Genomic DNA, 26,202 nt, shown 5'->3' on the forward strand with positions numbered 1-26,202 from the left:
TCCTGTCAGCAGCGCAGTACGCCGCAACCCGTCACGCTGTGTGGCTCGGCGCCGCCGCGATCATCACCGACCAGGTCGGCCGCGTTCTGTTGGTCCACCCCACCTACCACGAGGACGACAGGTGGCTGCTACCCGGAGGCGTCGTCGAACCCGGCGAGCATCCCTACGACACCTGCCGGCGCGAGATCACCGAGGAACTGGGCCTGTCGAACCTGCCCCTGACGGGCGTGCTCGCCGTCCACTCACTCTCGTCACACCAAGCTGACCTCCGGTCCGGCATGTCCTGCCCCGGAGAGGTCCGGTACGTCTTCGACGGGGGAACCCTCACCGCCGACCAGGCCGAGGCGATCTGCCTGCCGCGCGAGGAACTGTCTGAGTTCGCCTTCTTCGAAACCCGAGACGCGGTGCAGCGGCTGCGCTCCGTGGACGGGCAGATCATGCTCGCCGCCTACCGTGCCCGGCTGGGGAACACCGCCACCGCGCACCTCGCCGACGGCCAGCACATTCTCGACGTCCCGGCGCTGGACCACCATGACGTCCACGTCCGCTACCGCCCCATGTGGGAAAGCCCCCTCAACCACGGCCCCGTGCCCGAGCGGCTCCCCGTGCAGCAAGCCTGGGCTTGGTGCTTCGTTCCCGACGGCAGGGTCGTACTTGTGGCCGACCCCGGCCCGCGGGGCGCACTGCCGATGCTAACTGGAGTGCGCGCGGGTTCCTGAACGGTCGGCGGCGGACCGTTGCGCCATGTCGGCAGGTCAGGGGAGTGCGATGAGGCCGCGCCCTCACACCCTGGAATTCTGGTGCTACTGGCAGAATCTCAGAGTAATTCCTGTAACCTCGTGGATCGTGACGGATTCCGGGACTCGCGTGCTGTCCCTGGTCCCGCCGCTCATTGACGAGGTGCTCGATGAGTCTTCGGGCGTGCGGGGCGGGGATCAGGGCCTGGTCGACGCGCTCTCCCTGCAGCGCCGGTACGCCGGTGGCGCCTCGCTGGAGGACGAGCAGGCATTCTTCATGGACACCCTGGTGGAATACCAGTGGGCACGTGACTTGGCGGGGCTTGCCTCCTCGACGCTGGACGCGCTGACGAAGCCGGTCATCGAGGTCTGCGACCACTACCAGTTGGTGCCGTGGCGGCTGACCCCGCGGCATGTCGACGCGTACTTCGCGGGGCCGGGCAAGCGGCAGGCGCCGACGATCCGGTCCAAGCTCAACAAGATCGACCACTTCTTCGCGTTCCTGGAGCAGCGCTACGCTCATGAGATCTTCCAGCAGTTCGGGGCGATGGTCGAGTCCCCGATCGATCCGTTCAACCGGCAGGCACATCGCGGGGACTTCGGGCTGCGGGTGCCGCCATCGGCGCGGGCGACAAAAGAGTTCTTCGCCGCATGGCGGTCGGATCTGCCGAACGCCCGCAAGGAGGCGGTGGCCTGCCGCGATTACGTGATGTCGAAAATGATCTATATCTCGGGGGTGCGGGCGGCCGAGCTGTGCGGCATGAAGATGTGCGATCTCCACTGGGAGTCCGGGGAGTTCGGGCGGTTCCTGGTGCAGGGCAAGGGTGCTCGCGGGTCGGGGCCAAGACCGCGGGAGGCGTACATGTTCGCCGAGGGGCGGGCACTGATGTGGTGGTACGTCTCCGAGGTCCGCGGTCTGTTCGCGGACGATCCCGAACATCCCGAGGCGCCTGTGTGGCCCTCCGAGCGCCTGCCCAGGAGCATCGAGGATCTGAATATGCCGGTGGCGCCGGCGGTGACACCCTCCACGCTGCGCAAGGCGTTGAAGCGGGCCTCGGCCGGCCACCTGCACGGCCCGGTACGGCAGTTGTTCCCGCATCTGCTGCGGCACGCGTGCGCCACGCACCGCTACGAGGGAGGGATGAGCCTGTGGGAGGTGCAGAAGTTGCTGGGGCACGAGTGGACCACGACAACGGTTCGCTACATTTTGTCTGCCCAGGGCGACCCGGAGGTCGCCAGCCGGCAGTCGTCGGCGCGGGCCACGCAACGCTTGAGGGTCGACGCGGGGAGTCTGTCGTGAAGTGGAATCTGCGGTGGGCCGCCGCCAAGCAGAACATCTGGCGGCCCAGCGAGCTACTGCCGCGGTTCGCGGAGTACGGGTTCACGCCGTCACTGTCGAAAGTGTCGGCACTGTGGTCCGGCATCCCGGTCACCGTGCGCCTGGATGACCTCGACAAGATGTGCGCAGCACTGAACTGCACGGTCGGCGACCTGATGGAGGCTGATCCTGTCGAGCGGGTGGCACCCGGCGCGGAGCAGGGGCAGTCGCAGGAGCGGGCGGTCGGGGACGACGGCCCGGGGAGCGCAGGACCTCGCCCGGTGCCGCAGCGCGGTACGGGACGGCCTCGTTCACTGCCGCCGAACTGAGCGGTTTCGTAGATGGGCAAGCCGAAGCCGCGGACGGACGAGTGCGTGGGCTGCAACGGGTGGGGACGGCTGGCGCAGCCGCCGTACTGCTCTCCCTGTCACCAGTGGCGCTCGAAGCGGCACAATCCCGCAGCCGTATGCCGCCGCTGCGGACGCGACTGGCGGGTCAACATCGACGGATTCTGCCGCGCATGCGTCCTGGTCATCATCGACCACGACGCCGACTGGTACTACGACCCCGCTGCGGCCGTGAAGCTGCAGGTCGTGACGCAGCTCGCCCTGATCGTGCCGGGCGTCACGCTGACGGCCGCACCGTTCGGCGCGTACCGGCAGCGCAGTGACGGCCGCTACCACCCGCCCGCCTGGGCCCGTGCGCAGCGCCCTGACCCGGTGCGCGACGATCCGCGGATCTGCCCACCCACCTTGTCCGGGCAACTGGCCCTGTCCCCGGCGCCGTACCGGATGCGCCACGATCACGCCGCCGCGATCGTCGACCGCCCCGAGGATGAACTCCCGGAGTTACTCCGGGTGATGGAGGTACTGAACGCCTATACAGACGGTCACGCGTATGCGGCGCGCTCGCGCAGTCTGGCGCTGCGGGTGCTGCGTCTGGCTCTGGCGGCCAGCCGCGCGGCCGGGGGCTGGCCGATCGACGGCCGCCTGATCAGGGCGCTGCCCGGATCCCGGCCCATCGTGACCGCAGTCCTCGACCGTGCGGGGCTACTGGCTACAGGCGGCGACGCGTACGCGTCGCAGACGGCCGAGCGTCACCGGGCCCGTGCCGATGCGCCAATCTGTTGCCCGCAGTGCCAGGCGTGGGGCTGCGGGCACAAGGGGCTCTGCCGGGGCTGCTACATCTGGGGCGCTCGTGCTCGCCCGGTCGGAGACTGTGTGCGTTGCGGCGGGGGTCCCCTGCCGTTGCGGGAGGGTTGGTGCCACGGCTGTTTGCGCCACCGCGCCCTCCTCGGCCCCGCATACGACCACGTGTCATGGCGGCAGCTACGCCTCACCGAGGAGTCGTTGAACCGGCACGCCGCGCGAACCAACCTCTGCCCACCCGGGCGCAAGCGCGCCAAGACGAGCGCGCAGAGCCACCCGAGCGAGGTGATCACGCCCGGTGTCGTGCCGTACGGGCAGCAGAAACTGTTCCCCGCTGAACGCGACTGGTCCGCTCTGCGCAGGGCCACCCTTCCCGAGCCGCAGCCGGAGGCCGTCCGGCTGCTGGCCACCTTCGACGCCCACGCCCGGGCACACGCCTGGACAAACCATGCCCGCAAGGCCGCCGCCCACGTCCTGCGAATCGCGGCCACCTGGCTCGGCACCCATGATCCTTTCGCCGAATACGATCTGCGCGCGATCAGCGCCGCCACCGGCCGCGGAAGCAGTTGCCGCCCCCGTGCGCTGAACGCCTTCCTGGCCGAACGCGGCCTGCTTCTCCCGCAGCCCCGGCCCGCCATAAGCAGTGTCGAAGCCTTCGTGGAACAGGTCATTGCCGGCTATCCGCCCCGGATCGCCGATGAGCTCGCCTCCTGGGCACGCCGGTTGCGCAGCCACTCCGACCGGCCGCCCACCGAGTGGCACACCCTGCGCCGATACCTCTCCTACCTCCGGGCACCGCTTGCCGACTGGACCGGCCGCTACCAGACCCTCCGGCAAGTCACCGCCGACGACGTCCACGCCGCCGTCACCGCAGTCAAGGGCGACCGCGCTCACGAACGCGCCGTCGCCCTGCGCTCGATCTTCCGCGCACTGAAACAGGCAAAAATCGTATTCACCGACCCCACCCGCGGCCTGAGCGTCACCCGCAACGAACCCCCGCCCACAACGCTGCCCCCTGACCGCCTCGCCGGACTCCTCGACATCACCGACCGGCCCGCCATCCGCTTCGCCCTGGCCCTGGTCACCCTCCACGCCCTCAACGGCACCGACCTCAACCGTCTCACTCTGGGCGACGTGATCTCGGCTCGCGCCCAGCTCCTCGTCCGCCGACCGCACAGCCGCCACACCGTCCACCTCGACGAGGTCACCCTCCGCCTCCTGCACACTTGGCTCCGCCACCGCCACCAGCGCTGGCCCCGCACCGCCAACCCCCACCTCTTCGTCACCCGCCAGACCGTCATCCACACCGGCCCCGCCAGCAACAACTACTTCCCCGCGGCCTTCCAGCGTCTCGGCCTCACCCTCAACGGCCTGCGCACCGATCGCATGCTTGACGAGGCCCGCGACACCGCCGACCCCGTCCACCTCGTCCGCGTCTTCGGCATCTCCATCGCCACCGCCATGAAGTACGTCCACACCGCCCACCCTCACCGTGTCGGCGTCATCCCCCGGTGAACGGGCCGCCGGGGGCGCACCTTCTTCCGGTACGCCGGGTGAGAAATGCCATGGATGACACGCGTGGGTGTCCGCCGGCCGTCGCATCATGGGCCGAAGGTGTGGCAGGTGGTGGTCGTGCCGCTGTCCGCCGGTGGCTCGGGGCAGCAGGGGGAACGCTGGGTTCGGTCAGCGGACGGACAGCATCAGGGGAAGTGGGAGCCGTGAACGAGTGGGATGTGATCTTGGTTGAGCAGTTGCCAGACTTCGGACCGGTGTGAGACTGAAGGGGACACGCTTTCGCCGTTGCGTCACGGAGAGCGTGACAACTCCGCTCACCGGGTCCAGTCACCCAACAGTTTCGCGGGGGCGACACGCGAAGTGAGGCGATCTAATGGACCGGGTTCCCGAGGTGGCCGTGGTAGGGGCTGGCATCGTCGGCCTGTGCACCGCCTATGCACTGGCCGAACGCGGAACGACTGCGCGGGTGTACGAAAGCGGCGTACCAGGCCACGGGCAGTCCAGTGGTCAGTCCCGCATATTCCGCCACGCGCACGACGACGCTCGCCTGGTCGAATTCGCCCGGCAGGGCCGGGCCGTTTGGGACGAGTGGGCCGACCGGTTGGGCGCCGAACTGATCTCCCAGGACGGAGTGGTCGCACTGGGCGGTCCCGTTCCTGAGAGACTGCGCATTCTGCAGGATGCCGGCGGTATACCGGTGCGAACCGTGGACAACGCCGAGCTTCACGCCCGTATGCCGCTGTTCGCCGACTACCACGGTCCCGCGATGCTCGAAGGGGACGGTGGCGCCATCCGCACCCGTGTGGCGATCGAGAGCCTGGCCAACGCGCTGGGTGACTCGGTGGTCACCGACGAGGTCATCTCGCTGCATCCAACGGGCCACGGCACGGTGGAGGTGCTCAGCGCGGCCGGCCGCGAAGAGTACGCAACGGCCGTGGTGTGCGCGGGCCTGGGCACCGCGCGGCTTGCGCGCAACGTGGGGCTTTCGCTGCCGGTACAACCGGCGGCCCACGTCCGCCTCACCTTCCAGGTCAGGGGAGCGCCCCCGGAACGGGTTGCCTGCCTGCAGGACAGCAGCGGGGAGTTCGGCGAGGTCGGCGTCTACGCGGCCCCCTACCCAGGCAACAGCCGGTACGCGGTGGGCCTCAGTCAAACGGTCGAGGTACGCGAGGACGGCAGCTTTGCGGATCCCAGTGCACTGGTGGCGCTCAACGACCGCGCCCGCGCGTATGTCTCCCACGCATTGCCCGGCCTCGACCCCGAGCCCGTGGAGTACCTGCACTGCTGGGTGACAAGCCTGCCGTGGAGCGAAGACGGCATGGCAGTCTGGGAAGCCGACAGAATCTTCTTCGCCGCCGGACACAACCTGTTCAAACAGGCACCCCGACTGGGACGGGCATTGGCCAGCGCGGCCATGGGCGAAGAACTCGAGGAGAACCTGTGGCCAGCGGCAGCACTCGGCCAGCCCCGCTGAACGCCCCGCCCAATCGGCTCCTTGCTCAGCCGCGGCACACCGCTGGCATCCGCGTGGTGGGTGACCGTGACCAAGCGGGAATCCTCGCCCGTGCCGCAGAGAATCCCATTCCGGGCTGAGAGGATTCCGTTCCAAACTGAGATCGTGGTGCAGGTGGTGGTTGGCAGTCTTGGCCGCCGTTACACCTAGGAGGAAGCCATGGCGGATCCGCGGACGGTCGTCCTTCCTTGCGGGGTTGCGGTCCCGGCGCTCGGTCAGGGCACCTGGGGGATGGGGGAGGATGCCGGGCGCCGCGTGGCCGAGGTGTCGGCCCTGCGCTCCGGGCTGGACCTGGGGATGACCTTCGTCGACACCGCGGAGATGTACGGGGACGGCGCGGCTGAGGAAGTGGTGGCCGAGGCGGTGTGCGGACGGCGGGACGAGGTTTTCCTGGTCAGCAAGGTGCTCCCCTCCCATGCGGACGCCGGTGGAGTGGCCGAGGCATGCCGGGGGAGCCTGCGTCGTTTGCGCACGGACCGGATCGATCTGTACCTGCTGCACTGGCGTGGAGCCGTGCCGCTGGAGGAGACGGTCGAGGCGTTCGAGTCCCTGGTGCGGGAGGGTGCCATCCGCTCCTGGGGGGTGAGCAACCTGGACGTGGATGATCTCGCGGACCTGCCGCCCGGAGCCGGGCCGCAGACCGACCAGGTGCTGTACAACCTCAGCCGTCGAGGGCCTGAGTACAGTCTGCTGCCCAGGTGCCGTGAACTGTCGATCCCCGTCATGGCGTACTCGCCGGTCGAGCAGGGCCGTCTGCTCGGTCACGCGGCGCTGCGGGACGTGGCAGCCGCCCACGGTGCGACGCCCGCGCAGATCGCCCTGGCCTGGGTCCTGCGGCACGAGGACGTCATCGCGATCCCGAAGGCGTCCTCCCGCGCGCACGTCGAGGAGAACAGAGCGGCTCTGGAGGTGGACCTGACCGCCGAGGACCTCGCGACCCTGGACCGGGCGTTCCCGCCGCCGGGGAGCAAACGGCCGCTGGAGATGCTGTGACACCCCTGCAGCGCGCCCGACCGGGCTCCGCCAGGAGCCGGGTGGCCCGACCTCACCGATGGCGGCAGAGGGCGTCGTACTGTTCCTGCAAAACGCGGGCATTTTCCACAACGCCCTGGACATCGCCGAGATCGTCCGCCAGGTGCTGGAGGAGGGCTGGACGATCGAGCCGAAGGATCTGACGCGCATCTGGCCCCGAACACCCACAGAACTTGGTCAAGTCAAGTTCGGGGTCGGCGCGGCCGTTAGAGCGGAGTCCAGAGAGTCGCCGCCTGGTCCACGAATCGGACGCGGGTCACCCGCGGACTGCGTTTGCACGTGAGGCGAAGCCAGGTGACGGTGGAGATAGCTCGAACACTTCCACGGCGGCTATCCGGCTTCGCCCCCGGAGAGGAGCACGCGATGAACGGCAAGGCACTGACGTTGTGCGGCCTGGCTGTGGGCGGCGGGGCAGCGGTGATGATCCGCCGGTGGAAGGGTGAGTCGAGCGGGGCCGCCAGCGGGCACAGCGATCGCTGGCACACGGTGACGATCAACCGTCCCCCGAACGAAGTCTCTGCGAACGGACGGCTCCCCGAGCCGCTCGCGAAGCTCGGCGACAAGATCGAGGTCCAGGTGCGGCCGGCTCCCGGAGACCGCGGCACCGAAGTCGCCGCCCGCCTGCGCGAACCCGTGCCCTTCGGACCGGGAGGCGCCGCGGCCCGGCTCAAGGGCCAGGACCCGCGCGGGTCGGTCCGCCGTGCTCTGCGCGATTCCCGTGCGCTGCTCGAGTCCGGGCGGAAAGCTGATCTCTGCCGCCACCGCGCGCGCACGCGAGGGAGGGAAGGCTGTGAGAGCACTCACCTGGAACGGGGTCAACGACCTGACCGTCGAGCGGGTCCCTGACCCGCAGATCATCAACCGCCAGGACGCGATCGTCAAGGTGCGTCTGAGCTCGGTCTGCGGCTCGGACCTGCACCTGATCGGCGGCTACATGCCGGCCATGGAACGCGGTGACGTACTCGGTCACGAGTTCCTCGGCGACATCGCCGAGGTCGGCTCGTCGCGCACCGCGCAGGAGAGCACAGGAGTCGTGCGAAAGCCGCGTAGGAGAGCAGAGGAGTCGTCATGACGGGCAAACGCGGGTGTGCCGCCACCTCGGCCGACGTTGATGATGATCTTCGTTTGTGGCATCCCGCTCCCCCACGACGGCCAGGTCCTGGGGCTCGGTAGGAGTGATGGGGGGCAGCGGCGAGCAAGATCAGACGGTCGCCGAGGCGGCCATAGCGGCGTTCTGATGATCGCGGCGACGCGAACCAAGGAAAAGGAAGAGGAGAGACCCAAGATGGCAACACAGGTCAGCAAAGCACTTCTGGTACGCCTCGAAGCACTGCCCGGCAGGGAGGACGACGTCCAGGACTTCTTGAACCAGGGGCTGTCGATCGTCGAGGGGGAACCCAAGACCGTCAGGTGGTTCGGAATCCAGTTCGGACCCTCGTCGTTCGGAATCTTCGACGCCTTTCCCGACGACGACGGACGCCAGGCGCATCTGTCGGGCGAGGTCGCGCAAGCGCTCGCTGAGAACACGGGTGAGCTCTTCGAGGAGCCCACGATCGAGCAGATCGATGTCCTCGTGGAGAAGCCGCCCGCCTAGAGCAGGTGCTGCCCGCGGGGCGGCGTGGTCAGCCGTAGCTGTCGCGGATAGTTGGTGGAGAGCCAGGGCTTGGTTGACGTTCTGGTGGGGCGGTGCCGGATGTGGGGAGTCCGACGAGGGCTTCAGGGTGGGGCGAAGGGCTGGGGGCCGTGCCACTGGAGGAGGACGGTGGTGGCGTCGTCGCAGAGGTGTCCGTGGTGGCTGTGCATGAGGCGGCGCAGAGTCTCGGGGAGGGGCACGCCTTCATCGAGGTGGCCGGTGAGGGAGGCAAGGAAGCGGTCGAGGCCGAATTCCTGGCCGGTTCGGGAGCGGGCTTCAGTGATGCCGTCGACGACGTATCGGATCGCGTCGACGATTTCGCGACGGGAGTGCTTCTCCGGCAGGCCACCGCGAGCCGTGTCGCAGGCCGCCGGCGGCAGCAGCGGTTCGGCCAGAGCCCAGTGGCATCAGTGGTATCCGACGGATAGCGAGGATGACGCATGACGGCCGCCCCAGCGATGTGACGGAGGCCGCCCGATCGCGGACGGTCCCCTTGCGGATTCCTGCCGTGGTTTGTCGTGGGCCGGGCAGGCCGGGTTCCCGGCGCGTCACCGGCCAAGCGAGACAACTCGCACCTTTTGACGTGTCTTGTGAGGGTGGGACAGTGGGAGTGGTGAGGTCGTTTCGTGGGTGACGTGCCCACCAGACATGGGGACGGGCCAGGCCAACCAGGCTGATCGAGCAGGGCAAGGACCAAGGTCCTCCTCCCCGACGGCAGCTGAGCGGAGGGCACGGACCCGAACCGGTCCTCCGCCGATCACCGGAAGGAACAGCACCATGACCAACGAACTGCACGGCAGGAAGGTCGCCATCCTGGCCACCGACGGCGTGGAGCGCGTCGAGCTCGAAGAACCTCTCGGCGCACTGCTGGGCGCCGGAGCACAGGCCGAACTCCTCTCCCTCCACACCGGCGAAATCAACGCGCGCCAGATGGACATCAACCCGGCCGGAACCTTCACCGTGGACAAGAAGGTCGCCGACGCACGCGTGAGCGACTACGACGCGCTCCTGCTGCCCGGCGGCACCATGAACCCCGATCAACTGCGAACCGACCCCGACGCCGTCGCCTTCGTGAGGGAGTTCGTGGAGACCGGCAAACCCGTTGCCACCATCTGCCACGGACCCTGGACCCTGGCAGAGGCTGACGTGCTGCACGGTCGCCGCCTCACCTCCTGGCCCAGCATTCGTACTGACCTGCGCAACGCCGGCGCCGAGGTCGTCGACGAGGAGGTCGTGATCGACCGCCAGCTGATCTCCAGCCGCGGCCCGCAGGACCTCCCCGCCTTCTGCGCGGCGATCATCGAACACTTCGCCAACGCACCGCAACCCGCCTGATCGGCAGAAGACGCGCTTGACCGGGCGCGTGGCACGCAGCGTTAGTGCGATGGCAAGCAAGAGGGTGTGGCGCTGGCCTGCATACCTCGGGTGTAGCCCTACGTTTAGGAAAGCCGACGTCGCGAAGTCGCCCAAATGACCGCCGACACTCACTCGGCCGAGTCACCGTGAATCAGCAGAGGAGATCGTCATGGCAAGCAGCAACCGCGCTATCACCTTTCAGAACCCGAAAGACATGCGCGTCGAGTCGCTCGACTTCCCGAAGCTTCAGATGCCGAACGGGAAGAAGGCCCCGCACGGAGTCATCCTCAGGATCGTCGCCACCAACATCTGCGGGAGCGACCTGCACATCTACCGCGGGTCCTTCCCCGTGCCCCAGGGCATGGTGATGGGGCACGAGATGACCGGTGAGGTCATCGAGATCGGCCCCGACGTCGAGTTCCTCAGTGAGGGCGACCTCGTCTCCGTCCCGTTCAACGTCGCCTGCGGCCGATGCCGCAACTGCAGGGCGCGCCGGACCGAAGTCTGCGAGACCGTGAATCCCAAGGTGTCCTGCGGAGCGTACGGCTTCAACCTGGGGGACTGGACCGGCGGCCAGGCCGAGTACCTGTTCGTCCCGTACGCCGACTTCCAGCTCCTGCGTTTCCCGGACAAGGACCAGGCCATGGCGAAGATCCGTGACCTGGCGCTGCTCTCGGACATCCTGCCCACCGCGTTCCACGGTCTCATGGAGGCCGGTGCCAAGCCGGGCTCGACCGTGTACATCGCGGGCGCCGGCCCCGTCGGCCGCTGCGGCGCCGCTGCGGCGCGCCTGCTCGGGGCGTCCTGCATCATCGTCGGCGACTACCACAAGGACCGGCTGGAGCTGGTGAAGAAGAACGGCTGCGAGACGATCGACCTGAGCCAGGAAGCGGCGCTCACCGACCAGATCGAGGCCATCCTGGGCGAACCCATGGTCGACTGCGCAGTTGACTACGTCGGCTCTGAGGCACACGGCATCGGGCGTGAGGCCGAGGACATGGACCCGGCCTACGCCCTCAACCAGGTGCTCGACGCCACCCGCGCGGGCGGGGCCACCGGAGTCATCGGTGTCTACGGCGCCGACCCGCTCGCGAAGTCGAAGGCTGAGCAGGAGGGAACGTACCCGCTCGACTTCGGCAAGGCTTGGATCAAGTCGCCGCGGATCACCGCCGGGCAGGCACCGATCATGCACTACAACCGCGAGCTGATGATGGCGATCCTGTGGGACCGCCTGCCCTACCTGAGCGCCATGCTCAACACGAAGGTGATCAGCCTCGACGACGCCCCCGACGCCTACGCGACCTTCGACACGGGAGTATCCGAAAAGTTCATCATCGACCCCCACGGCCTCATTCCCGCCTGAGGTCCGCCTTCCCCGGCTCGCAGTCCCCGTTCGGGGAGGCTGCGGGCCGGACCCCTGCCTTGCCGACGCACAGTCGCGAAAGGACCTCGGAACATCCCTGCTGCGTACGCTGGGACAGCACTCCGTGAGCCTCGGGCTCGCCACGAAGCGGTCAAGAGAAGAGCACGGCCAATGGCTCTGGGTGGCAGCGGGTGGCGCCGCAGGCACCGACGCGGCTGCAGGGTGGTGGTCCGCAGGTACCGCTCGGTGGACAGCTGAACCTCCGGCTCTCCCCTGCCGTAGAGAAGTCCGCCCGACTCGGTGTGGCCGGAGACCGTGGCGCCGGAGCCCAGCCACGGCGAGCAGTGCGACCCGCCATACTCTTTCTCATGGAGCGGCCACTCACGCGTGGGTTCCGCGGATTCCAGCTTCAGTTCGCGACGAACCCGCTCGCTTCGCCCGGCGGCACCGTGGAGAGCACCGACGCGACGCCCGAGGACACCCTGCACCGCGAAGCCGCCGAGGAAGCCCAGCTCACCCTGACCGACCCGGTCCGACTGGGCTGGGTGCTGGATGAGACCGGCGAGGTCTACGGCGGCGTGGGGCCCAACGCCCGGCTCCGCCTGGCCACCCGGGTCACCGCCATTGGGCCGACGGCCGTCGACCCCGCCACCGGCCACCCCTTCGCCCGCCTGCTCGCCACCCCCGCCCAGGCAGCCGCCCTGCTGGGCTGGGGCCCGCCCGGAGCACGGCAAGCCCAACTCGCCGTGGACACGGCACGAGAGCGGTGGGGCCTACCCGCCGCAGCCCGCGCCGCTATCGAGGAGATCCCTGCGGAGGGGATGCGACTGAGCTGACCCCACCGACCGCCCCGCCTCGACTCGCCCCGCTCACGCCCCCTCTGAGGTTGCCCCATGTCGTTGTCGCACCACCACATCCGCACCACCGTTGATGCCTACCTCGCTCGCCACACTCACGAGCGCGAGCAGCTCGGCGTCCTCCTGGACGCCCTCGACCGGACGGGCGAGGACATCGCCAACCGCTCGACCTTCACCGGGCACGTCACCTGCAGCTCGATCGTCGTCGACCAGCTCGGCCGCGTCCTGCACGTGCTGCACTTGGCCAGCGGGAAGGTACTCGCCCCCGGCGGACACACCGAGCCCACCGACGACTCCCTGGCAGCGGTGGCCCTGCGGGAGCTGCACGAGGAGACCGGGATCCCGCCCCGAGCCGTCACGGCGTGGCCCGGCTACGAGACCGTGCCGCTGGACATCGACATCCACGACATCGACGCCCACCCGGGCAAGGGCGAACCGGGGCACCAGCACTTCGACCTCCGCTTCCTCTTCCGGCTGCATACCTCGACCGAGGTGCCGGTCGTGCTTCAGGAGGACGAAGTCGTCGGCATCGAGTGGCGCCCCGTGGACCGGGTGACCCCACCGACTCTGCGCGAGAAGCTGCTCAAGCTCCCGCTCCAGGTCGAACCGGAGACGGCCAACGCCTCGGCCCTGATCCACAACGACCGCGGCGAATACCTGCTGCACCTGCGCGACTACTTCCCCGGCCAGATCTGGGAGCCGGGCATGTGGTCCCTTCTGGGCGGCGGCCGAGAGCCCCAGGACGCCACCCTGGAGCACACCGTCCGGCGCGAACTGGCCGAGGAAGCCGGCCTCGACTTCACCGACCTGACCCCGTTCGGCACTGAGTACGCCACCGACGACGCCGGCGCGACCGTGCCCATCGCCATCTATGCAGGCCGCTGGGACGGTGATCCGCGCGAACTCCACTTGACCGAAGGGGTAATGCTCGCCTGGTTCGCCCCCTCGGACCTCCACCGCCTGCGCATCGCGGACACCACCAGCGACCTCGTTCGGCGCCACGCCGCCCGCAATCCAGCGACGCAGAGCGGGCCAGAACCCGAGGAGAAACGTCTGGCTTCGCCACACGGCACGGTCCCCAACATCATCGGCGTCCACCTCTACCTGGAACGGCCCGACGGGACGGTGCTGCTCGGACTGCGCCACCCCAACTCCGCGTTCGCGCCGTCCACCTGGCACGCCCTGGCGGGCCACTGCGAGCAGGAGAACGCCATCGCCTGCCTCATCAGGGAGGCCCGGGAGGAGGCCGGCCTGCACATCGAGCGCCAGGACGTCGAACTCGTCCACGTCATCCACCACATTGGCAAGCCCAGGAACCCACCCCGCATGGGCCTGTTCTTCCGCGCCCGTACCTGGCGCGGGGAACCGAAGCTGCGCGAGCCGGACAAGTGCCTGCAGTGGAAATTCTGGGACCCAGCTGCCCTCCCCGATGACCTCGTCCCCTATACCCGACTGGCTATCGCGAAGATCCAGAGCGGTGAGCTGTACAGCGAGACGGGCTGGCCCGCATGACCGGCTCCCCCACCAGCGCACCCAGTCGCGTGCCCGCTGCGACAGCGGCCGGGCGCCCGGACACCCGCCTCGTGGTGATTCGCGGGAACTCGGCGTCGGGCAAGTCGAGTGTGGCCCAGGGCCTGCGAGATCACTACGGCCGGGGTGTCGCAATCGTGGGCCAGGACGTGATCCGCCGGAACGTGCTGCGCGAGCACGACACCACGGGCGGCGCCAACATCACCCTTCTCGGCAGGATCGCCCGGCACGCCCTGGACGCCGGCTTCCACGTCGTACTCGAAGGGATCCTGTACGCCGACCGCTACAGACACATGATCACGTCGCTGGTACGGGACCACCGCGGCGTCTCGGCCTGCTACTACCTGGACGTGCCGCTGGAGACGACGTTGGCCCGGCATGCATCGAAGGCGGACGCCGCATACCTGGAGCAAGTCACCGACACCCACCTCACCTCGTGGTACCGGGAACTGGATCTGCTGCCCGGCGGGCTGGAGACCGTGATCCCGGCCGACAGCACGCTGCAGGACACCGTCGCCCGGATCGTGCGCGATACCGATCTGCCCCCCGCCGCCCCGCCACCGCAGTGCAAGCCGTCACGGGGAGACCCCATGAACCCTCTGGTGCTGATGTCTGATCCGCAGGTCGCGGCGATCCCGGTGCGCGAGTGCGGAGAGCCGCTCGTCAACGTACGCAACCACGACTTCCGCGTCGACCCCCGCAAGCACGATCCGCTGGGCGCATTCGCCCACGTCCGTGAAGGCATCCTCACCCGGCTGAAGCACGCCCGCTCGCTCCTGCCCGCCGGCACCGACCTGCTGTTCATCGAGGGCTACCGACCACTGGCCCTCCAACAGCGCTACTTCACCGAGTACCGCGACGAGCTGGCCGCCGCCCATCCCGACTGGGCACCTGAGCAGCTGCACCAGGCCGCCAGCCGGTACGTGTCTCCGCCAGAGATCGCGCCGCACTCCGCAGGCGCGGCCGTGGACGTGACCCTCGTCGACCAGGACGGCCACGAACTCGACCTCGGCACCCGCGTCAACGCCTCCCCCGAGGAGAGCAACGGGGCCTGTTTCACGCACGCCTTGAACCTCAGCGACCAGGCGCGCCACCACCGCATGCTGCTGCTCAACGCCATGGAGAGCGCGGGCTTTACGAACTATGGAACCGAGTTCTGGCACTTCTCGGCAGCGGACCGGTACGACGCGCTGATGCGCCAGGAGCCGCACGCGCGCTACGGACCGATCGAACTGCCCTAGCACCCCGGCGGACTCGTTCGCTTCCCCGCCACCCACTCCGATCCGCAGACACAGGAGTGCGCGGCCACCGTTCCACGACCAGTCCGCACGACCGCGACGGACGAACAGCACCGAACGGAGGTACGTATGTCCGACGACACCCAGCAGACGATCCGGGCCCTCCCGAGCCCGTCGGCCGGCAACGTACCGCCCGAGCATCACATGCACCTGCTCGGGCGGTACTACCGCCACGTGGAAGCCGGTCGTAAGACGACCGAAGTGAGAGTGGCCGCTCCGAACAAGCGCGACATCGAGGTCGGCGACACGGTCGTCTTCCACGACCGGGACACCGGGCGGGAATTCGACGTCATCGTGCAGCGGATCACCCCGTACTCCTCCTTCGAGGACCTGCTCCGCTCGGAGGACAGCGCTCGCATCGACCCGGACGAGCCGCCCGGAGAGCTGCTCGCCAACCTCCGCGGCATCTACCCACCGGACGAGGAAGCCCTCGGCGTGCTTGCCCTTGCCTTCGACCACCGCCCCGCCCGGCCCGGCCGCCCGATGCCGATGACAGCCGAGCAGTACGCGCAAACCGCCCCCCACCATACGGTGTACGGCTGCCTGTACATCCGCGACGCGCACGACCGGCCCATCCAGCTCCGCTCGGTCTACGGCTCGAGACTCTGGCAGTTTCCCGGCGGCAACTTGGACACCCCGGACGAGGACCCGCTGCAGACCGCTCAGCGCGAGGCGGTCGAGGAGACGGGCCTTGAACTCGGTCTGGACGCGCCGAAGCTGCTTCTCACGCACTTCATGCACGCCGGTTCACGCCTGCCGTTGAACAAGATCGGGCTCATCTTCGACGGAGGTCGGCTGACCGCCGAGCAGCTCGGCCGGATCCGCCTCGACCCCGCCGAGCACGACATGTGGGCCGTCCACGACCTCGCGACCTGGCAGGAGCTGATGACACCGCTCGCTTTCGCCCGTCTCGACGCCATCGAGCGAGCAAGGCGCGGTGACGGCCCCACCTTCCTGACCACGCACACCTGTTCTGGATCCCGCTGGAGGCCGCCCACGTTCTGCAGTCCGGCCAGGGTGCCCTGCTGGGACGCCTGTACGACTAATCCCCCATCCGGTCACGGCCCCACCCCAGACCCAGGAGGCAGCCGATGTACCGCACCGCCGAGCAGCACGACCCGATCGAGATCGAACAGATCGAGCTGGTACCCGACCGCCTGAACGAGGGGGATGGATTTGAGCCGCAGCCTGTTCTGCGCAGCAGCGAGCCAGCGGACGAAGAGCCCTTGAGTTCCTCCCGCGCGGCCGTGGTCGCCGGGTCGGCACCGCATATTCCTCCGGCTGCTTGCCACCGTGACACAAGGGCTCGGCGCGCCGCTGGCCAACAGTGTCAAAGGCTGACCCCCACGGCCACCCCTCCGAGAAGCGACGCCAGGTGTTCGGCCAGGGCGAGCAGGGTCAGGTCCGAATAGGCCGGTCCCACGAGCTGCACGCCGATCGGGAGGCCGTCCACGTTTCGCGCAACAGGTACGACGAGGCTGGGCAGACCGACGTGACTGGTGAGATTGGCCCAACCGGTCTGGTCGAAGAAGCTCCGCTCGCTGCCGTCAACCGTGAGAACGCGGGAGCCGGCCGGGATCGCCGCAGTGGGAGCAGCGGGGATCATGAGGACATCGTGCTCGGCATCGGCGAAGAATCGATGCCACGCCTCCCGGAGCCGGAGGCGCTCTTCGTTGGTGCGGAGCCAGGCGCGGTGTGTCTGCGTTCGGTGGCGGAGGAAGGTGGCCCGCGGGCTCGCGTCATCCTCGTGCAGGTCGCGCGCTGCCGCGAGTTCGGCCGCGCCGGCTTTGTCGTCGGTGGCGGCCGTCGTGGTGGCGTGGAGGAGTTGCTCGAAAAGGCGGAGAGAGTCGGTGAAGCCGACCGGTCCCGTGGTGCGGCGGACGTTCGTGCCGGCGGAGGCCAGTGCCTTCTCGACGGTGGCGAGAGCATGGGCAGTTTCACGGTCGACGGGGCAGCTGGTGTCATCGGCCCACACCGCCACGCGGAGCTGGCCGGCTGCGCAGCGCGCCATGGGCAGCTTCACGAGCCAGGGGCTGTTCTCGCCGGGTGACGGTGTTGTCAGCGCGTCGAGGAGCAGGTCGAGGTCGTGGGGGTGGCGTGCCAGGGGGCCCGGGGTGACCATGTCGCTGCTGGTGATCCATCCCGGCGGGCGGGGGATGTGACCGCGGGCTGGGATGAGTCCGTGCGTGGGGCGCAGGCCGTAGACGCCGCAGTAGTGGGCCGGGAGTCGGAGGGAGCCGGCCAGGTCGCTGCCGAGATCGGCGGGGGTCAGGTGGGCGGCGACTGCGGCGGCGGGGCCGCCGGAGGAGCCGCCGACGGTGTACTTGAGGTCGTGCGGGTTGAGCGTAGGGCCGAACAGGACATTTTCGGTGTGCAGGTCCTGGCAGTACGCCGGGGTGTTGGTCTTGCCCATGATGACGGCACCTTGGTGGCGGAGCCGGGCGACCGCGTCGGCGTCGCGTGCGGGGACGTGGTCGGCGAGTTCTTCGGCGCCGCTGGTTGTGCGCAGGCTGGCTGTCTCGAAGCTGTCCTTGATCGTGAGGGGAAGGCCGTCAAGGAGGCCGGTGCTCTCGTTGCGGGCGCGGCGTTCGTCGGCTGCGTGCGCGGCGGCTCGGGCCGCGCTGTCGTCGCGGGTGACGACGGCGTTGATCTGGCTAGCGTCTATCTGGGCAAGGTGGAGGTCAAGCAGTTCGCGGCTGGAGATCTCGCCGCGGTCCAGGGCTTGAAGCTGGGCGTACGCGGGCTGGCGGGTGAGGTCGTTCGTCATGCGGAGACTCGCTCAAGGTGGGGGGCTCGTGCGGGCTGGCGGGGCAGGTGGCGGGCGACGTCGAGGAGGGCGTCGATGTCGTCCATGGGCCTCGTGGTCTGGCGTTCGGCGTCGGCGAACTCGGTGAGCTTGCCGGGCTCCGGGCGGGCGTCGGTGGCGCGGGCGGCGATTCCGGCGAGGATCTGGTCGGCGGTAACGGCTGCGGACAGCTCCTGGCCGTGCAGTCCTCGGGCCCGGTGGTGGGCTTCGCTTGCCTCGCGGACTGCGGCATCGAGATACCGGCGGATCACGAACCGGCCGTCCCGGATCTCGACGGCTCGGCGGTAGAGCCGGATCGAGATGCGGCGGAAGCGGCGCCGCTGGGCTGGGTCGACTCGGTCGATGGGCAGCTCGATCTCGGGTGCTTCGCTGTAGAAGGCCAGCCACAGGGGGCGCAGGCCGTAGTAGCAGCGGTACTGCCTGATCCGGTACTGGACGCTCTGGGTCTGGTCCCTGATGGTGGGCACGAGCCAGCCGATCAGCGTGAGCATGGCGCCGACATCGCCGCAGGTCCAGGCGAAGCTCTCCCATTCTGCGAGGGAGGTGTCGAAAGCGCCGGCGATCACGTTGCCGATACGGACCGCGCTGTATCCGAGGGTGACGGTCGCGCCGAGGGCGACGATGCGCAGGCCGACCCGGACGGACCCACGTTTGCTGCGGCGGGCCAGACGCCAGCAGGCGCGGGCGAGGAGCAGTTCCCCGATGGTGTAGGCCGTGACGTACAAGGTGAGGTACGCGGCGTACCAGTCGTCGTGCGCGTAGTAGAGCGTGAAGTCGATGGGGTGCGGCGCGCTGGGCGTCAGCAGGGCGAAAAGCACCAACAGCCCGGCGATCACGGCAAAGCCGGCCCCGAGCCACCGGCGACTGCGCCGGCGGGCGACGTCGGGCGGAGACCCCCAGTACGTGAGAACCACCTGCTGACAGACGAGGAGCGCGACTACGCACCCTTGGGCGAGGGGTACGGAAAGGTTGACGGTGCCGAGCACGCGGTCGAGGTAGTTCCACATCGGGGTGATGGAGAACAGGAACGACAACCCTGACAGCAGGAAGACAGCGGCCAGCGCGGTGGAGGCGGGGTCTCGGCGGCGGGTCGGCACGTCCCGCAGGAGGCAGAGGAAGCCGAGCGTGGCGACAACGAGGCTGATCGGATGGAGCAAGTCCTTCACGGCCGGGCCTCCCGTCGGCGCAGGAGTGTGTGCGTGACCCGATCCTGGACTTCGTCCCCGGAGGACTCGTCGCTGCGGAGCCACCGGTCAATGATCCGGCGCTGGAGCAGCGAGGCGAGGAGCTCGGTGTCCCGCTCCTCGTCCTCCTCGTACTTCGTACGCCCCAACATCATCTCCACGGTGGCCGAACCGACACTGGTGAAGATCGTCGAGGAGAGCGCGGAGGCCGGGCGATTCTTGTGATGGCCGAGCAGCAGGTGGCTGAACTCGTGGGCGATGATGTGGTCCTGGTGCAGACAGCTGGTCCGCGGGTCGTAGTACACGTAGAAGGCACTCTCCGTGACGGCGCATGCCCCGCACACGGAGGGTGCCTGCTCACGGGGCTCTAGGACCACGTTCCGTCCCGTGCGGCGTGAGACCTCTTCGCTGAGATCGCGGATATTGGTGACGTGCGGGAGCCGCAGCTCGGCCAAGAGGTCAGGCCGGCGCAGCCTGCGTACAGACCACATTACTTTTCCTTGATCATTTGCTGCACTAAGGCCGACTTACGCGCCAGTTGAGGGTGGCAACCCCTCGGATTTTCGTACACTCTCGACGATCCCCAGGACGGCGTCCTTTCCGTCCGCTGAGACGTCGGATAGGCGAAGAAGAACGTTCTTGATCTTCGCGTCGCGAAGCAGGGCGAGCAACTCCAGCTCCTGCACTGTCTTTTCGGCAACGGCATCGTCGAACCAATAAGCGGGATCCACCCCGAAAAACCCTGCGAGCGCTTCAAGGTGACGCTTCGTCGGGTTATCGCGCTGCCCGGTCCGCAGGAGCCACAGGTACTGCGCGGACAGCTTGCCCAGCCCTCGCTTCTCCATCAGCTCGGCCACTTCGGCGTTGCTAAAGGGACCGCGATCGGGCGGGTGCACCGTATCGAACAGGCGGTTTAGGCGGTCCATGAGCCCCTGGGGGGTGACCTGACCTTCGGTCGACTCTTCCATGATCCTTTTCCGGGTGGACTTCGTCGTCACTTCAACCACCACACTACCTCGCCATAAACACCAGTTGACGGCGCGATCCCGCGTATGGAAAGTTCTTCCTCGCCAGCACGTTTCCGCGTGGCACGCGCCGCCCATTTCGGGTCGGCCTGCCCGTTTCTACCGGCAGGAAGGCACCGGGCGACGTGGCGCGAGCCACATTTCCCTAGCGACATAAGTCACGCCTGGCGCACCAGTATTTGATCTTCGACCGGAAAGCGTGGAGGCGAACGTGGAAACACCTCATCCACATCGTCTTCCTGTGGCGGGGAATATTAGACACCCGCTGCAATTCGGACACAATGGCACGCTCTCGACGTTTGGGGCAACCGCGGCAACGGTGCCCCTCGACGCCGGGGGGCGGTCCGCACCGATCCCGACACGCGACTCCGACGACCGAGCGCACGGTGACTCTCTGCTACCGGCGGACGGGTTAACGACCATGCCTGAGCGTTGTCGCGGGTTCGTGCGCATGTACCCGGGCATGCACCAAGACATCTCCCGAGCCGCCGGCCGCCAGAGCGATCTATCCCGTCAAATCGGGCGAAGGCCAACCGATGACGCCCCGGTGAGGCTTGGCTAATTGGTCCAACAAACCGTGGTCGCATGAGACGCGAGGGGGCGCTGCGGTGATCATCTCCAAGTCCGTCGGGGCGATCATGGCGCTGCCCGCCTCCCGGCCCGGCACCCCCACCTGCAGGCGCAGGTGCCGACGCCCTCCCGCGCGACTTGTAGAGAGTCCTTTAGCAAGGTCTGGATCTTGCGCCACAGCCTGCATATGTTCGTCGTCCCCCGCCGGGCACCCCGCCCAGCAGTAGACGGCATAAGGAGCCATATGCGGAACGCGCGAGCCAGCAGGGCTGCATAGCCCCGAAAACAGCGACGGCGCCCATGGAGCTACTAACTCCCGGACGCCGGCCGCCTGACGGCACTCCCGCCCCGGCAAGGGCGGAGATTACCCACCTTTACCGCACCGGACCTTTCCTACGGGCACCCCGGCGCGGCTTTCACTACAGAGGAGAGTCTTACATGCCGCCTGCCCTGCGCAAAAGGCCAGCGTTCCTGGCCTGCGCGGCAGCCGCCCCCGCTCACCTGTCTCCCGCGTCGTCGACACCCATGCTCACGCACCTCGTGAAGGCGGTGTCCCGATGAGCGGGCAGGCACGTAAGTGGGCCTGGGAGAGCAGTGCCAGCCGTGGCACGGCCCGCTTGGTCCTCCTGTCGATCGCCGACCGGATCCCCGACGAGCAGTGCGTCGCCTACGCGGGCCTCACCGAGCTGATGGAGCGGACGCACGCCAGCCGAAACGCCGTGCGCGGCGCCCTGACCTCACTGGTCGCAGGCGGCGACCTGGAGATATGCGCCGACTTCGAGGGCCCCCAGCACAGCACGGTGTACCGCATGCCGCGCCCCGCTGCCTGGCTCGCGAAGGTCGCGGCTGCCCAGAAGGCCGACCCCGAGCTGCGCGTCGAGGACGTCGAACCGCTGGCGGACACCGACCCCGCTCCCGACCTGGACGACCTGGACGAGGAGCGACTGCGCAAGCACCGCATCTGCCTCAAGGCAGGGTCTGAATCGGGCCCCCGTCGTCAGAATCTGACCGGGTCGAAATCTGCACCCCCTCGTCAGAATCTGACCCCTCCCCGGGTCAGAAACCGACCCCCCTCCGGGTCAGAAACTGACCCCCAGAACTGTAGTGAACCGAAGGTGAACCGTAAGTACAGCAGCAGTAGTGCTGCCGACCTCACCTCGGCCACCGACTGGCAGGTCGACGACGCGAGTCTGTCCTGGGCCCAGCAGCAGGGACACCTGGCACGCCTCGGCGAGCAGGGCCTGCAGGCCGCCGACGCGAAATGGCGCCACTACCGCGCCGCCTGGAGCCCTCGCTCCGCCGCTGTCTGGGCTGCCGACTGGCGGTCCTGGATCGACCGCGAGCACACCCCCACACCACAGCGCCCGAACCTCTACGCCCTGCCCGGCGGCAGCCCCGCCCCACAGGCCGGCATGACCCGCTCCGAAGCGCACATGGCCGCTCTGCTCGCCGCCGTCGACGAACCGACCGGAACGGAGTAACGACCGTGGACCGCCGTGAAGTTGCTGCCGTACTCACCTACGTCGGCCGCCTGGACCCGCGCACCATCCGCACCGATGCGGGTGAAGCCCGCGACCAGCTCGCCATGTGGCACGAGCTGCTCGGCGAGGTACCCATGACCACCGGCCAGGGCTGGGATGTACGCGACGTGGTGCGCAAGCGCGTCGTCGCCTCCCCGTACCCGATCCTGCCCGCCGATGTGGCCCGCGAGTGGAACGCCCACTACCGCGACCGCTTGGGCCGGCACACCGATCCGACGCCGATGGCTGACCCCGACGACCCGCAAGCCTGGCGGGCGGAGCTTGTCGCGACCCGCGACGCCGTCGTGACCGGGCGGATCGCCCCGTCGCCGCACCGCGGAGTGACGACCGGGGAACCCCACCCCGGCCTGAAAAGGATGCTCAAGGCCGTCGGCACCTACGTCCCGGACGCCGTACGAGCCGAACTGGCGCCCTTCCGTCCGGCCCGTGCCGCCCGCGAAGCCGCCATCGCCGCCGGCGGACCCGACATCTTCAGCGTCCCGTGCGAGAGGTGCCGCGCCCCGAAGGGCGAGCCCTGCCGCGAACGGAGCGGTGGAGGTGTCCGCAACCGGAACACCAAACCGCGCATCGAGCCGCATCCGACCCGCGTCGAGGACGCCCTGGCCGCTCAAGCCCAGGCCATACCTGCCTGACCCGGCCGCCGCCTCCACGCAGAAACGTTCCTCCAAGCGGTACGGCCCGCCGCCGTGCCCCAAGCCCGCCTCGCCAAGCCCCGCCGCACCCCGCTACCACCGGTGCCGAGCGAACCGCGCCGACCGAGGCGCCCTTCGGAGACTCTCTTGCGCCACATCACCACCAACGACTCCCCGGCCCCGACCATCCGTGGCATCGCCGACCACAGCTGGCAGGCCCGGGGACTGTGCCACAACATGCCGGCCAAGGTCATCGACGCGCTGTTCTTCCACGCGGCCCGCGACCGCGCGGCCATCGACGAGGCCAAGTCGATCTGCGGCCAGTGCCCGGTGAGGAAGGCGTGCTTCGACTACGCCCTCGACAACGAGATCAGGCACGGCATGTGGGGCGGCCTCACCGAGGACGAGCGCCGCCCCTGGCACGCCAAGGTCAACAAGCGCCTGGACTACAGCCGAGTGAAGGCGGCCTTCGAAGGGCGCGACATCCACCTCAGCGACGCCGAACGCGAGGCCGTCACCCGCCACGCGTACGTCCGCGGCTGGAGCCCCGAGCGCCTCGCCTTCACGCTGCGGCTCGACCTGGACTGGGCGCGTGACCTGATGCGCAACGCCGCGCACGCTGTCGCCGACCGCGACCGCTACTGGGACCAGGACGACGAGACCGAGCCGACCGACGACGAAACGGCCGAGGACGAAGAGGCCGCCTCGCCGGTGCAGGTGCCCCGCCAGGTTCAGACCCACTCCCTGATCGCCGCTCTCCGAAAGGCCGCATGACTCACCCCATCGCCATGTCACTGCCCCTCGGTATTGATCCCGTCTACGCTGTCGCGGCTGTCGGGGTGCTCGCCCTGGTGCTGGCCGGATGGTCGATCCGACGCAACCGGACACGGGCAGGCGCCCCGCGCGCCGGCACCCCCACGGTCTGGGTCGCTGCCCTCGCGGCGCTGGGCTGCACGGCATACAGCGCGGAGACCAGCTGGTTCTTCGCCGCTGACTACCTCGGCATGACCGACACGGTGCAACGGGCTGCCTTCTTCTCCACGGCCGAGCTGGCGCTGTTCGCGAACGCTCTGCTGGCCCGCCAGAACCTGCGCAATCAAGGCGCGCCCGGCGTTCCCGGCACCCTGGTCTGGGTGCTCACCGGGGTGCAAATCATCCCGGCGTACGCCGAATCAGGGCCGGTCGGCGGCACCGTGCGAGCGATCGTCGGTCCGGTCATGGCGGCCATGCTCTGGCATCTGGCCATGGGTATCGAGCTGCGGCTGCACAAGCCGGACGCCTCCTCGCAGGGGCTGCTGGCGACGCTCGGGCGCGAAGTGCGGGAACGTCTCCTCTCCCGACTGGGTGTCGCCACGCGGAACCGCGATGCCGCCCAGATCACCCGGGAGCGCGCCACGGAGCGGGCAGGGGCCCTCGCGTCCCGGCTGGCCAAGATGCCGGAGAAGGATCGCAAGAATCGTCACGGGCGCCGGATCGAACGGCGGCTCGAGACGGCCCTTTCACGATCCGGGGTCGGCACCGATCCTGACCAGCGTCGTGCGCTTCTGGAGCAGCTGGCCGCCCGCCGGCACGCTGCGGCCCTCGCCTCTGTCGCCCTGCCGTCCCCTTGGACTCAGCCTTCGTGGGAGCAGGGCGACCACCGTGGGGACCGGTCCCCTCTCGCTGCGGCCCCGGGGACTCGGATGACCCCCGAGGAACACGTGAGCCCGACGGGGACGGTCCCCGAGGCCGGTCCCCGAATCACGGCCTCGATCGGGGACCGCACTGTCGGGGACGCGGCCGACACGGGGACAGCGGCCGAGCCCGTTGGGGACGGTCCCCACGCCGTCCCCAACGGCAACGGGGACCGGGAACACCCCGACACCGAAAGGGGGACCGAGCCCAACGGGGACCGTCCCCACACCGTCCCCAACGACAACGGGGACCGCATCGGTGTGCGCGACTCGCGTCTGACCGGCCAGGGTGAAGAGGCGAAGGCGGAGGGCCCCGTAGTGGTCCCGGGGACCGGTGAGGCTGGCTATGGCGCGGGCGGCAACGTCCACGAAGTCGCAGCACAGAGGGACGGTGGCCCGTCCCCGGCGGCCGTCCCCAATGACGACGAGGGCCGGGAGCACCCCGACACCGAAACGGGGACCGAGCCCAGCGGGGACCGTCCCCACACCGTCCCCAACGACAACGGGGACCGGGAACACCCCAACACCGAAACGGGGACCGAGCCCAACGGGGACCGTCCCCACACCGTCCCCCTGCGGCGCAAGCAGCCGCAGAAGGGCTCCCGAAACCGTCCGGGCGCCGGGAAGGCCAAGCGTCCGCGGAACGGGCCCCGGCTGACCGTCGAGCAGATGGTCGAACGGGTTCGTCCCCACGTGCCCGCGCTGCTGGAGCGGGACGGCAACGCGTCGGTCACCCGTCCCCAGCTGCGGGAGATCCTCCGCGCCCAGAACATCCAGGGCGGCCGGAACGACCGCCTGACGCCGGTCCTGCAGCGGCTACGGGACGAGGCGGCCACCACCACGACAAGGAGCACGGCCCGATGAAGACCTGCCATCGGTTCGCCACCATCAAGTCCGGCTTTGAGCAGGACATCCGGTTCCTGCGCGGTCACTCCGAGCGTCATCAGGGGTCGACGTCGGCGAAGACGAGTGCGAAGAACGCCTTCTCGGTGAAGCGGAACATGGCGCGGGCCTTGAACCGGCACCTCGACCTCTGTCCCGAGTGCGGCTGACACCTGCAAAGGAGCAGGTCACGCGCCTGCCCTCCGTATTTCGCCGGGTGGCCCGGCCTCGGTCGGGCCACCCACCCCCTGTGATGGAAGGATCGCCATTCCTGCCCGCAATCCGCGTACGCGCACCCCGTCGACCGCCGAGGCCGGCGCCTGGGCGGAAGTGCTCGTACGGCACCAGCTCCTACACGCAGCCGTGCTGGCCCCCAACGGCCAGTGGCTCACCCAGGACCGCCCCGAGTCCCCAGTCCGCCTCCTCGACGGCCCGACCGCCATGGTCGAACTCGCCGCCGAGATCCAGCACCGCATCCGCACCACGAGGAACCCCACCCGATGACGAACCCGACGACACCCCCCACTCACGCGCACGGTGAGCCGGAATCCAACTCGACCTCACCGCGAGCAAGTTGGTGCGAGAGTAG

Annotated in this window: 25 protein-coding genes and 1 pseudogene; 20 read left to right on the plus strand and 6 right to left on the minus strand. The window is 68.9% G+C overall.

Features of this window, described 5'->3' with window-relative positions:
• Positions 1–38: 38 nt before the first annotated feature.
• The 8 genes from RI578_RS09355 to RI578_RS09390 all read left to right on the plus strand — a co-directional run bounded on the left by RI578_RS09355 (position 39) and on the right by RI578_RS09390 (position 8,857).
• The gene (locus RI578_RS09355) at positions 39–719 is read left to right on the plus strand and encodes an NUDIX hydrolase (RefSeq protein WP_310870678.1); all 681 of its coding nucleotides are present in this window, start codon (positions 39–41) and stop codon (positions 717–719) included.
• Between the two features lie 148 nt (positions 720–867).
• On the plus strand, positions 868–2,037 hold the full coding sequence (locus RI578_RS09360; protein WP_399059767.1) for a tyrosine-type recombinase/integrase: 1,170 nt from the start codon (positions 868–870) through the stop codon (positions 2,035–2,037).
• Entirely contained in the window at positions 2,034–2,384 is a 351-nt protein-coding gene (locus RI578_RS09365; protein WP_007389171.1) for a helix-turn-helix transcriptional regulator, read from the plus strand. The genes RI578_RS09360 and RI578_RS09365 overlap by 4 nt, the downstream gene beginning before the upstream one ends.
• A 12-nt stretch (positions 2,385–2,396) precedes the next feature.
• Positions 2,397–4,718 (plus strand): hypothetical protein, encoded by a 2,322-nt coding sequence (locus tag RI578_RS09370; RefSeq protein ID WP_310870679.1) that lies wholly within the window; start codon positions 2,397–2,399, stop codon positions 4,716–4,718.
• Between the two features lie 373 nt (positions 4,719–5,091).
• Entirely contained in the window at positions 5,092–6,192 is a 1,101-nt protein-coding gene (locus tag RI578_RS09375; protein WP_007389169.1) for an FAD-binding oxidoreductase, read from the plus strand.
• 198 nt (positions 6,193–6,390) lie between these two features.
• Positions 6,391–7,224, plus strand: a complete 834-nt coding sequence (locus RI578_RS09380; RefSeq protein ID WP_007389168.1) for an aldo/keto reductase — start codon at positions 6,391–6,393, stop codon at positions 7,222–7,224.
• Positions 7,225–8,053: 829 nt separating this feature from the next.
• Positions 8,054–8,335: an alcohol dehydrogenase catalytic domain-containing protein gene (locus RI578_RS09385; protein ID WP_078581501.1), complete on the plus strand. Its 282-nt coding sequence runs from the start codon at positions 8,054–8,056 to the stop codon at positions 8,333–8,335.
• A 213-nt stretch (positions 8,336–8,548) separates the two neighbouring features.
• Positions 8,549–8,857, plus strand: coding sequence for a putative quinol monooxygenase (locus RI578_RS09390; RefSeq protein WP_007389165.1), 309 nt, complete (start codon positions 8,549–8,551; stop codon positions 8,855–8,857).
• A 122-nt stretch (positions 8,858–8,979) separates the two neighbouring features.
• Here RI578_RS09390 and RI578_RS09395 read toward each other — a convergent pair whose 3' ends face one another.
• Positions 8,980–9,201 (minus strand): SpoIIE family protein phosphatase, encoded by a 222-nt coding sequence (locus RI578_RS09395; protein ID WP_344505454.1) that lies wholly within the window; start codon positions 9,199–9,201, stop codon positions 8,980–8,982.
• Positions 9,184–9,338 (minus strand): annotated as a pseudogene (locus RI578_RS09400) (transposase); the annotation flags it as partial. The gene RI578_RS09395 and the pseudogene RI578_RS09400, both read right to left, overlap by 18 nt.
• 335 nt (positions 9,339–9,673) lie before the next feature.
• On the opposite strand from RI578_RS09400, the gene RI578_RS09405 reads away from it, so the two are divergent.
• From RI578_RS09405 to RI578_RS09430, 6 genes are all read left to right on the plus strand, one after another.
• A complete protein-coding gene (locus RI578_RS09405) occupies positions 9,674–10,231 on the plus strand; it encodes a type 1 glutamine amidotransferase domain-containing protein (protein ID WP_007389163.1) in 558 nt (185 codons plus the stop codon).
• A gap of 190 nt (positions 10,232–10,421) precedes the next feature.
• The gene (locus RI578_RS09410; RefSeq protein WP_007389162.1) at positions 10,422–11,615 is read left to right on the plus strand and encodes an alcohol dehydrogenase catalytic domain-containing protein; all 1,194 of its coding nucleotides are present in this window, start codon (positions 10,422–10,424) and stop codon (positions 11,613–11,615) included.
• 368 nt (positions 11,616–11,983) lie between these two features.
• A complete protein-coding gene (locus RI578_RS09415) occupies positions 11,984–12,451 on the plus strand; it encodes an NUDIX domain-containing protein (RefSeq protein ID WP_310870680.1) in 468 nt (155 codons plus the stop codon).
• A 57-nt stretch (positions 12,452–12,508) separates the two neighbouring features.
• The gene (locus RI578_RS09420) at positions 12,509–13,984 is read left to right on the plus strand and encodes an NUDIX domain-containing protein (RefSeq protein WP_310870681.1); all 1,476 of its coding nucleotides are present in this window, start codon (positions 12,509–12,511) and stop codon (positions 13,982–13,984) included.
• Complete coding sequence (locus RI578_RS09425; protein WP_399059772.1) at positions 13,981–15,243, plus strand: M15 family metallopeptidase; 1,263 nt, start codon at positions 13,981–13,983, stop codon at positions 15,241–15,243. Before RI578_RS09420 ends, RI578_RS09425 begins: the two co-directional genes overlap by 4 nt.
• 126 nt (positions 15,244–15,369) lie before the next feature.
• Positions 15,370–16,461: an NUDIX domain-containing protein gene (locus RI578_RS09430; protein WP_310870682.1), complete on the plus strand. Its 1,092-nt coding sequence runs from the start codon at positions 15,370–15,372 to the stop codon at positions 16,459–16,461.
• Positions 16,462–16,630: 169 nt separating this feature from the next.
• On the opposite strand, the gene RI578_RS09435 is transcribed toward RI578_RS09430, so the two are convergent.
• From RI578_RS09435 to RI578_RS09450, 4 genes are read right to left on the minus strand one after another with little or no spacing between them, the layout of a single operon-like run.
• Entirely contained in the window at positions 16,631–18,067 is a 1,437-nt protein-coding gene (locus RI578_RS09435; protein WP_310870683.1) for an amidase family protein, read from the minus strand.
• Positions 18,064–19,272, minus strand: a complete 1,209-nt coding sequence (locus RI578_RS09440; protein ID WP_310870684.1) for an MAB_1171c family putative transporter — start codon at positions 19,270–19,272, stop codon at positions 18,064–18,066. The genes RI578_RS09435 and RI578_RS09440 overlap by 4 nt, the downstream gene beginning before the upstream one ends.
• Positions 19,269–19,781 (minus strand): hypothetical protein, encoded by a 513-nt coding sequence (locus RI578_RS09445; RefSeq protein WP_310870685.1) that lies wholly within the window; start codon positions 19,779–19,781, stop codon positions 19,269–19,271. The genes RI578_RS09440 and RI578_RS09445 overlap by 4 nt, the downstream gene beginning before the upstream one ends.
• A gap of 36 nt (positions 19,782–19,817) precedes the next feature.
• Positions 19,818–20,288, minus strand: coding sequence for an XRE family transcriptional regulator (locus RI578_RS09450; protein ID WP_310870686.1), 471 nt, complete (start codon positions 20,286–20,288; stop codon positions 19,818–19,820).
• A 1,154-nt stretch (positions 20,289–21,442) separates the two neighbouring features.
• Between RI578_RS09450 and RI578_RS09455 the strand changes: the two genes are divergently transcribed.
• From RI578_RS09455 to RI578_RS09480, 6 genes are all read left to right on the plus strand, one after another.
• Positions 21,443–22,366 (plus strand): helix-turn-helix domain-containing protein, encoded by a 924-nt coding sequence (locus tag RI578_RS09455; protein WP_124264779.1) that lies wholly within the window; start codon positions 21,443–21,445, stop codon positions 22,364–22,366.
• Positions 22,367–22,371: 5 nt separating this feature from the next.
• Positions 22,372–23,058, plus strand: coding sequence for a hypothetical protein (locus RI578_RS09460; RefSeq protein ID WP_053931021.1), 687 nt, complete (start codon positions 22,372–22,374; stop codon positions 23,056–23,058).
• A 147-nt stretch (positions 23,059–23,205) separates the two neighbouring features.
• On the plus strand, positions 23,206–23,832 hold the full coding sequence (locus RI578_RS09465; protein WP_310870687.1) for a WhiB family transcriptional regulator: 627 nt from the start codon (positions 23,206–23,208) through the stop codon (positions 23,830–23,832).
• Positions 23,829–25,595: a hypothetical protein gene (locus RI578_RS09470; protein ID WP_310870688.1), complete on the plus strand. Its 1,767-nt coding sequence runs from the start codon at positions 23,829–23,831 to the stop codon at positions 25,593–25,595. The genes RI578_RS09465 and RI578_RS09470 overlap by 4 nt, the downstream gene beginning before the upstream one ends.
• Positions 25,592–25,783: a hypothetical protein gene (locus tag RI578_RS09475; RefSeq protein ID WP_310870689.1), complete on the plus strand. Its 192-nt coding sequence runs from the start codon at positions 25,592–25,594 to the stop codon at positions 25,781–25,783. The genes RI578_RS09470 and RI578_RS09475 overlap by 4 nt, the downstream gene beginning before the upstream one ends.
• 193 nt (positions 25,784–25,976) lie before the next feature.
• Positions 25,977–26,117 carry a hypothetical protein gene (locus RI578_RS09480; protein ID WP_310870690.1) on the plus strand — a complete coding sequence of 47 codons (141 nt, stop codon included), beginning with the start codon at positions 25,977–25,979 and terminating at the stop codon, positions 26,115–26,117.
• The last annotated feature ends 85 nt before the right edge of the window (positions 26,118–26,202 follow it).

Origin of the sequence: Streptomyces sp. BB1-1-1, assembly GCF_031597775.1 — a bacterium.
In the GTDB taxonomy this organism is placed as follows: domain Bacteria; phylum Actinomycetota; class Actinomycetes; order Streptomycetales; family Streptomycetaceae; genus Streptomyces; species Streptomyces thinghirensis.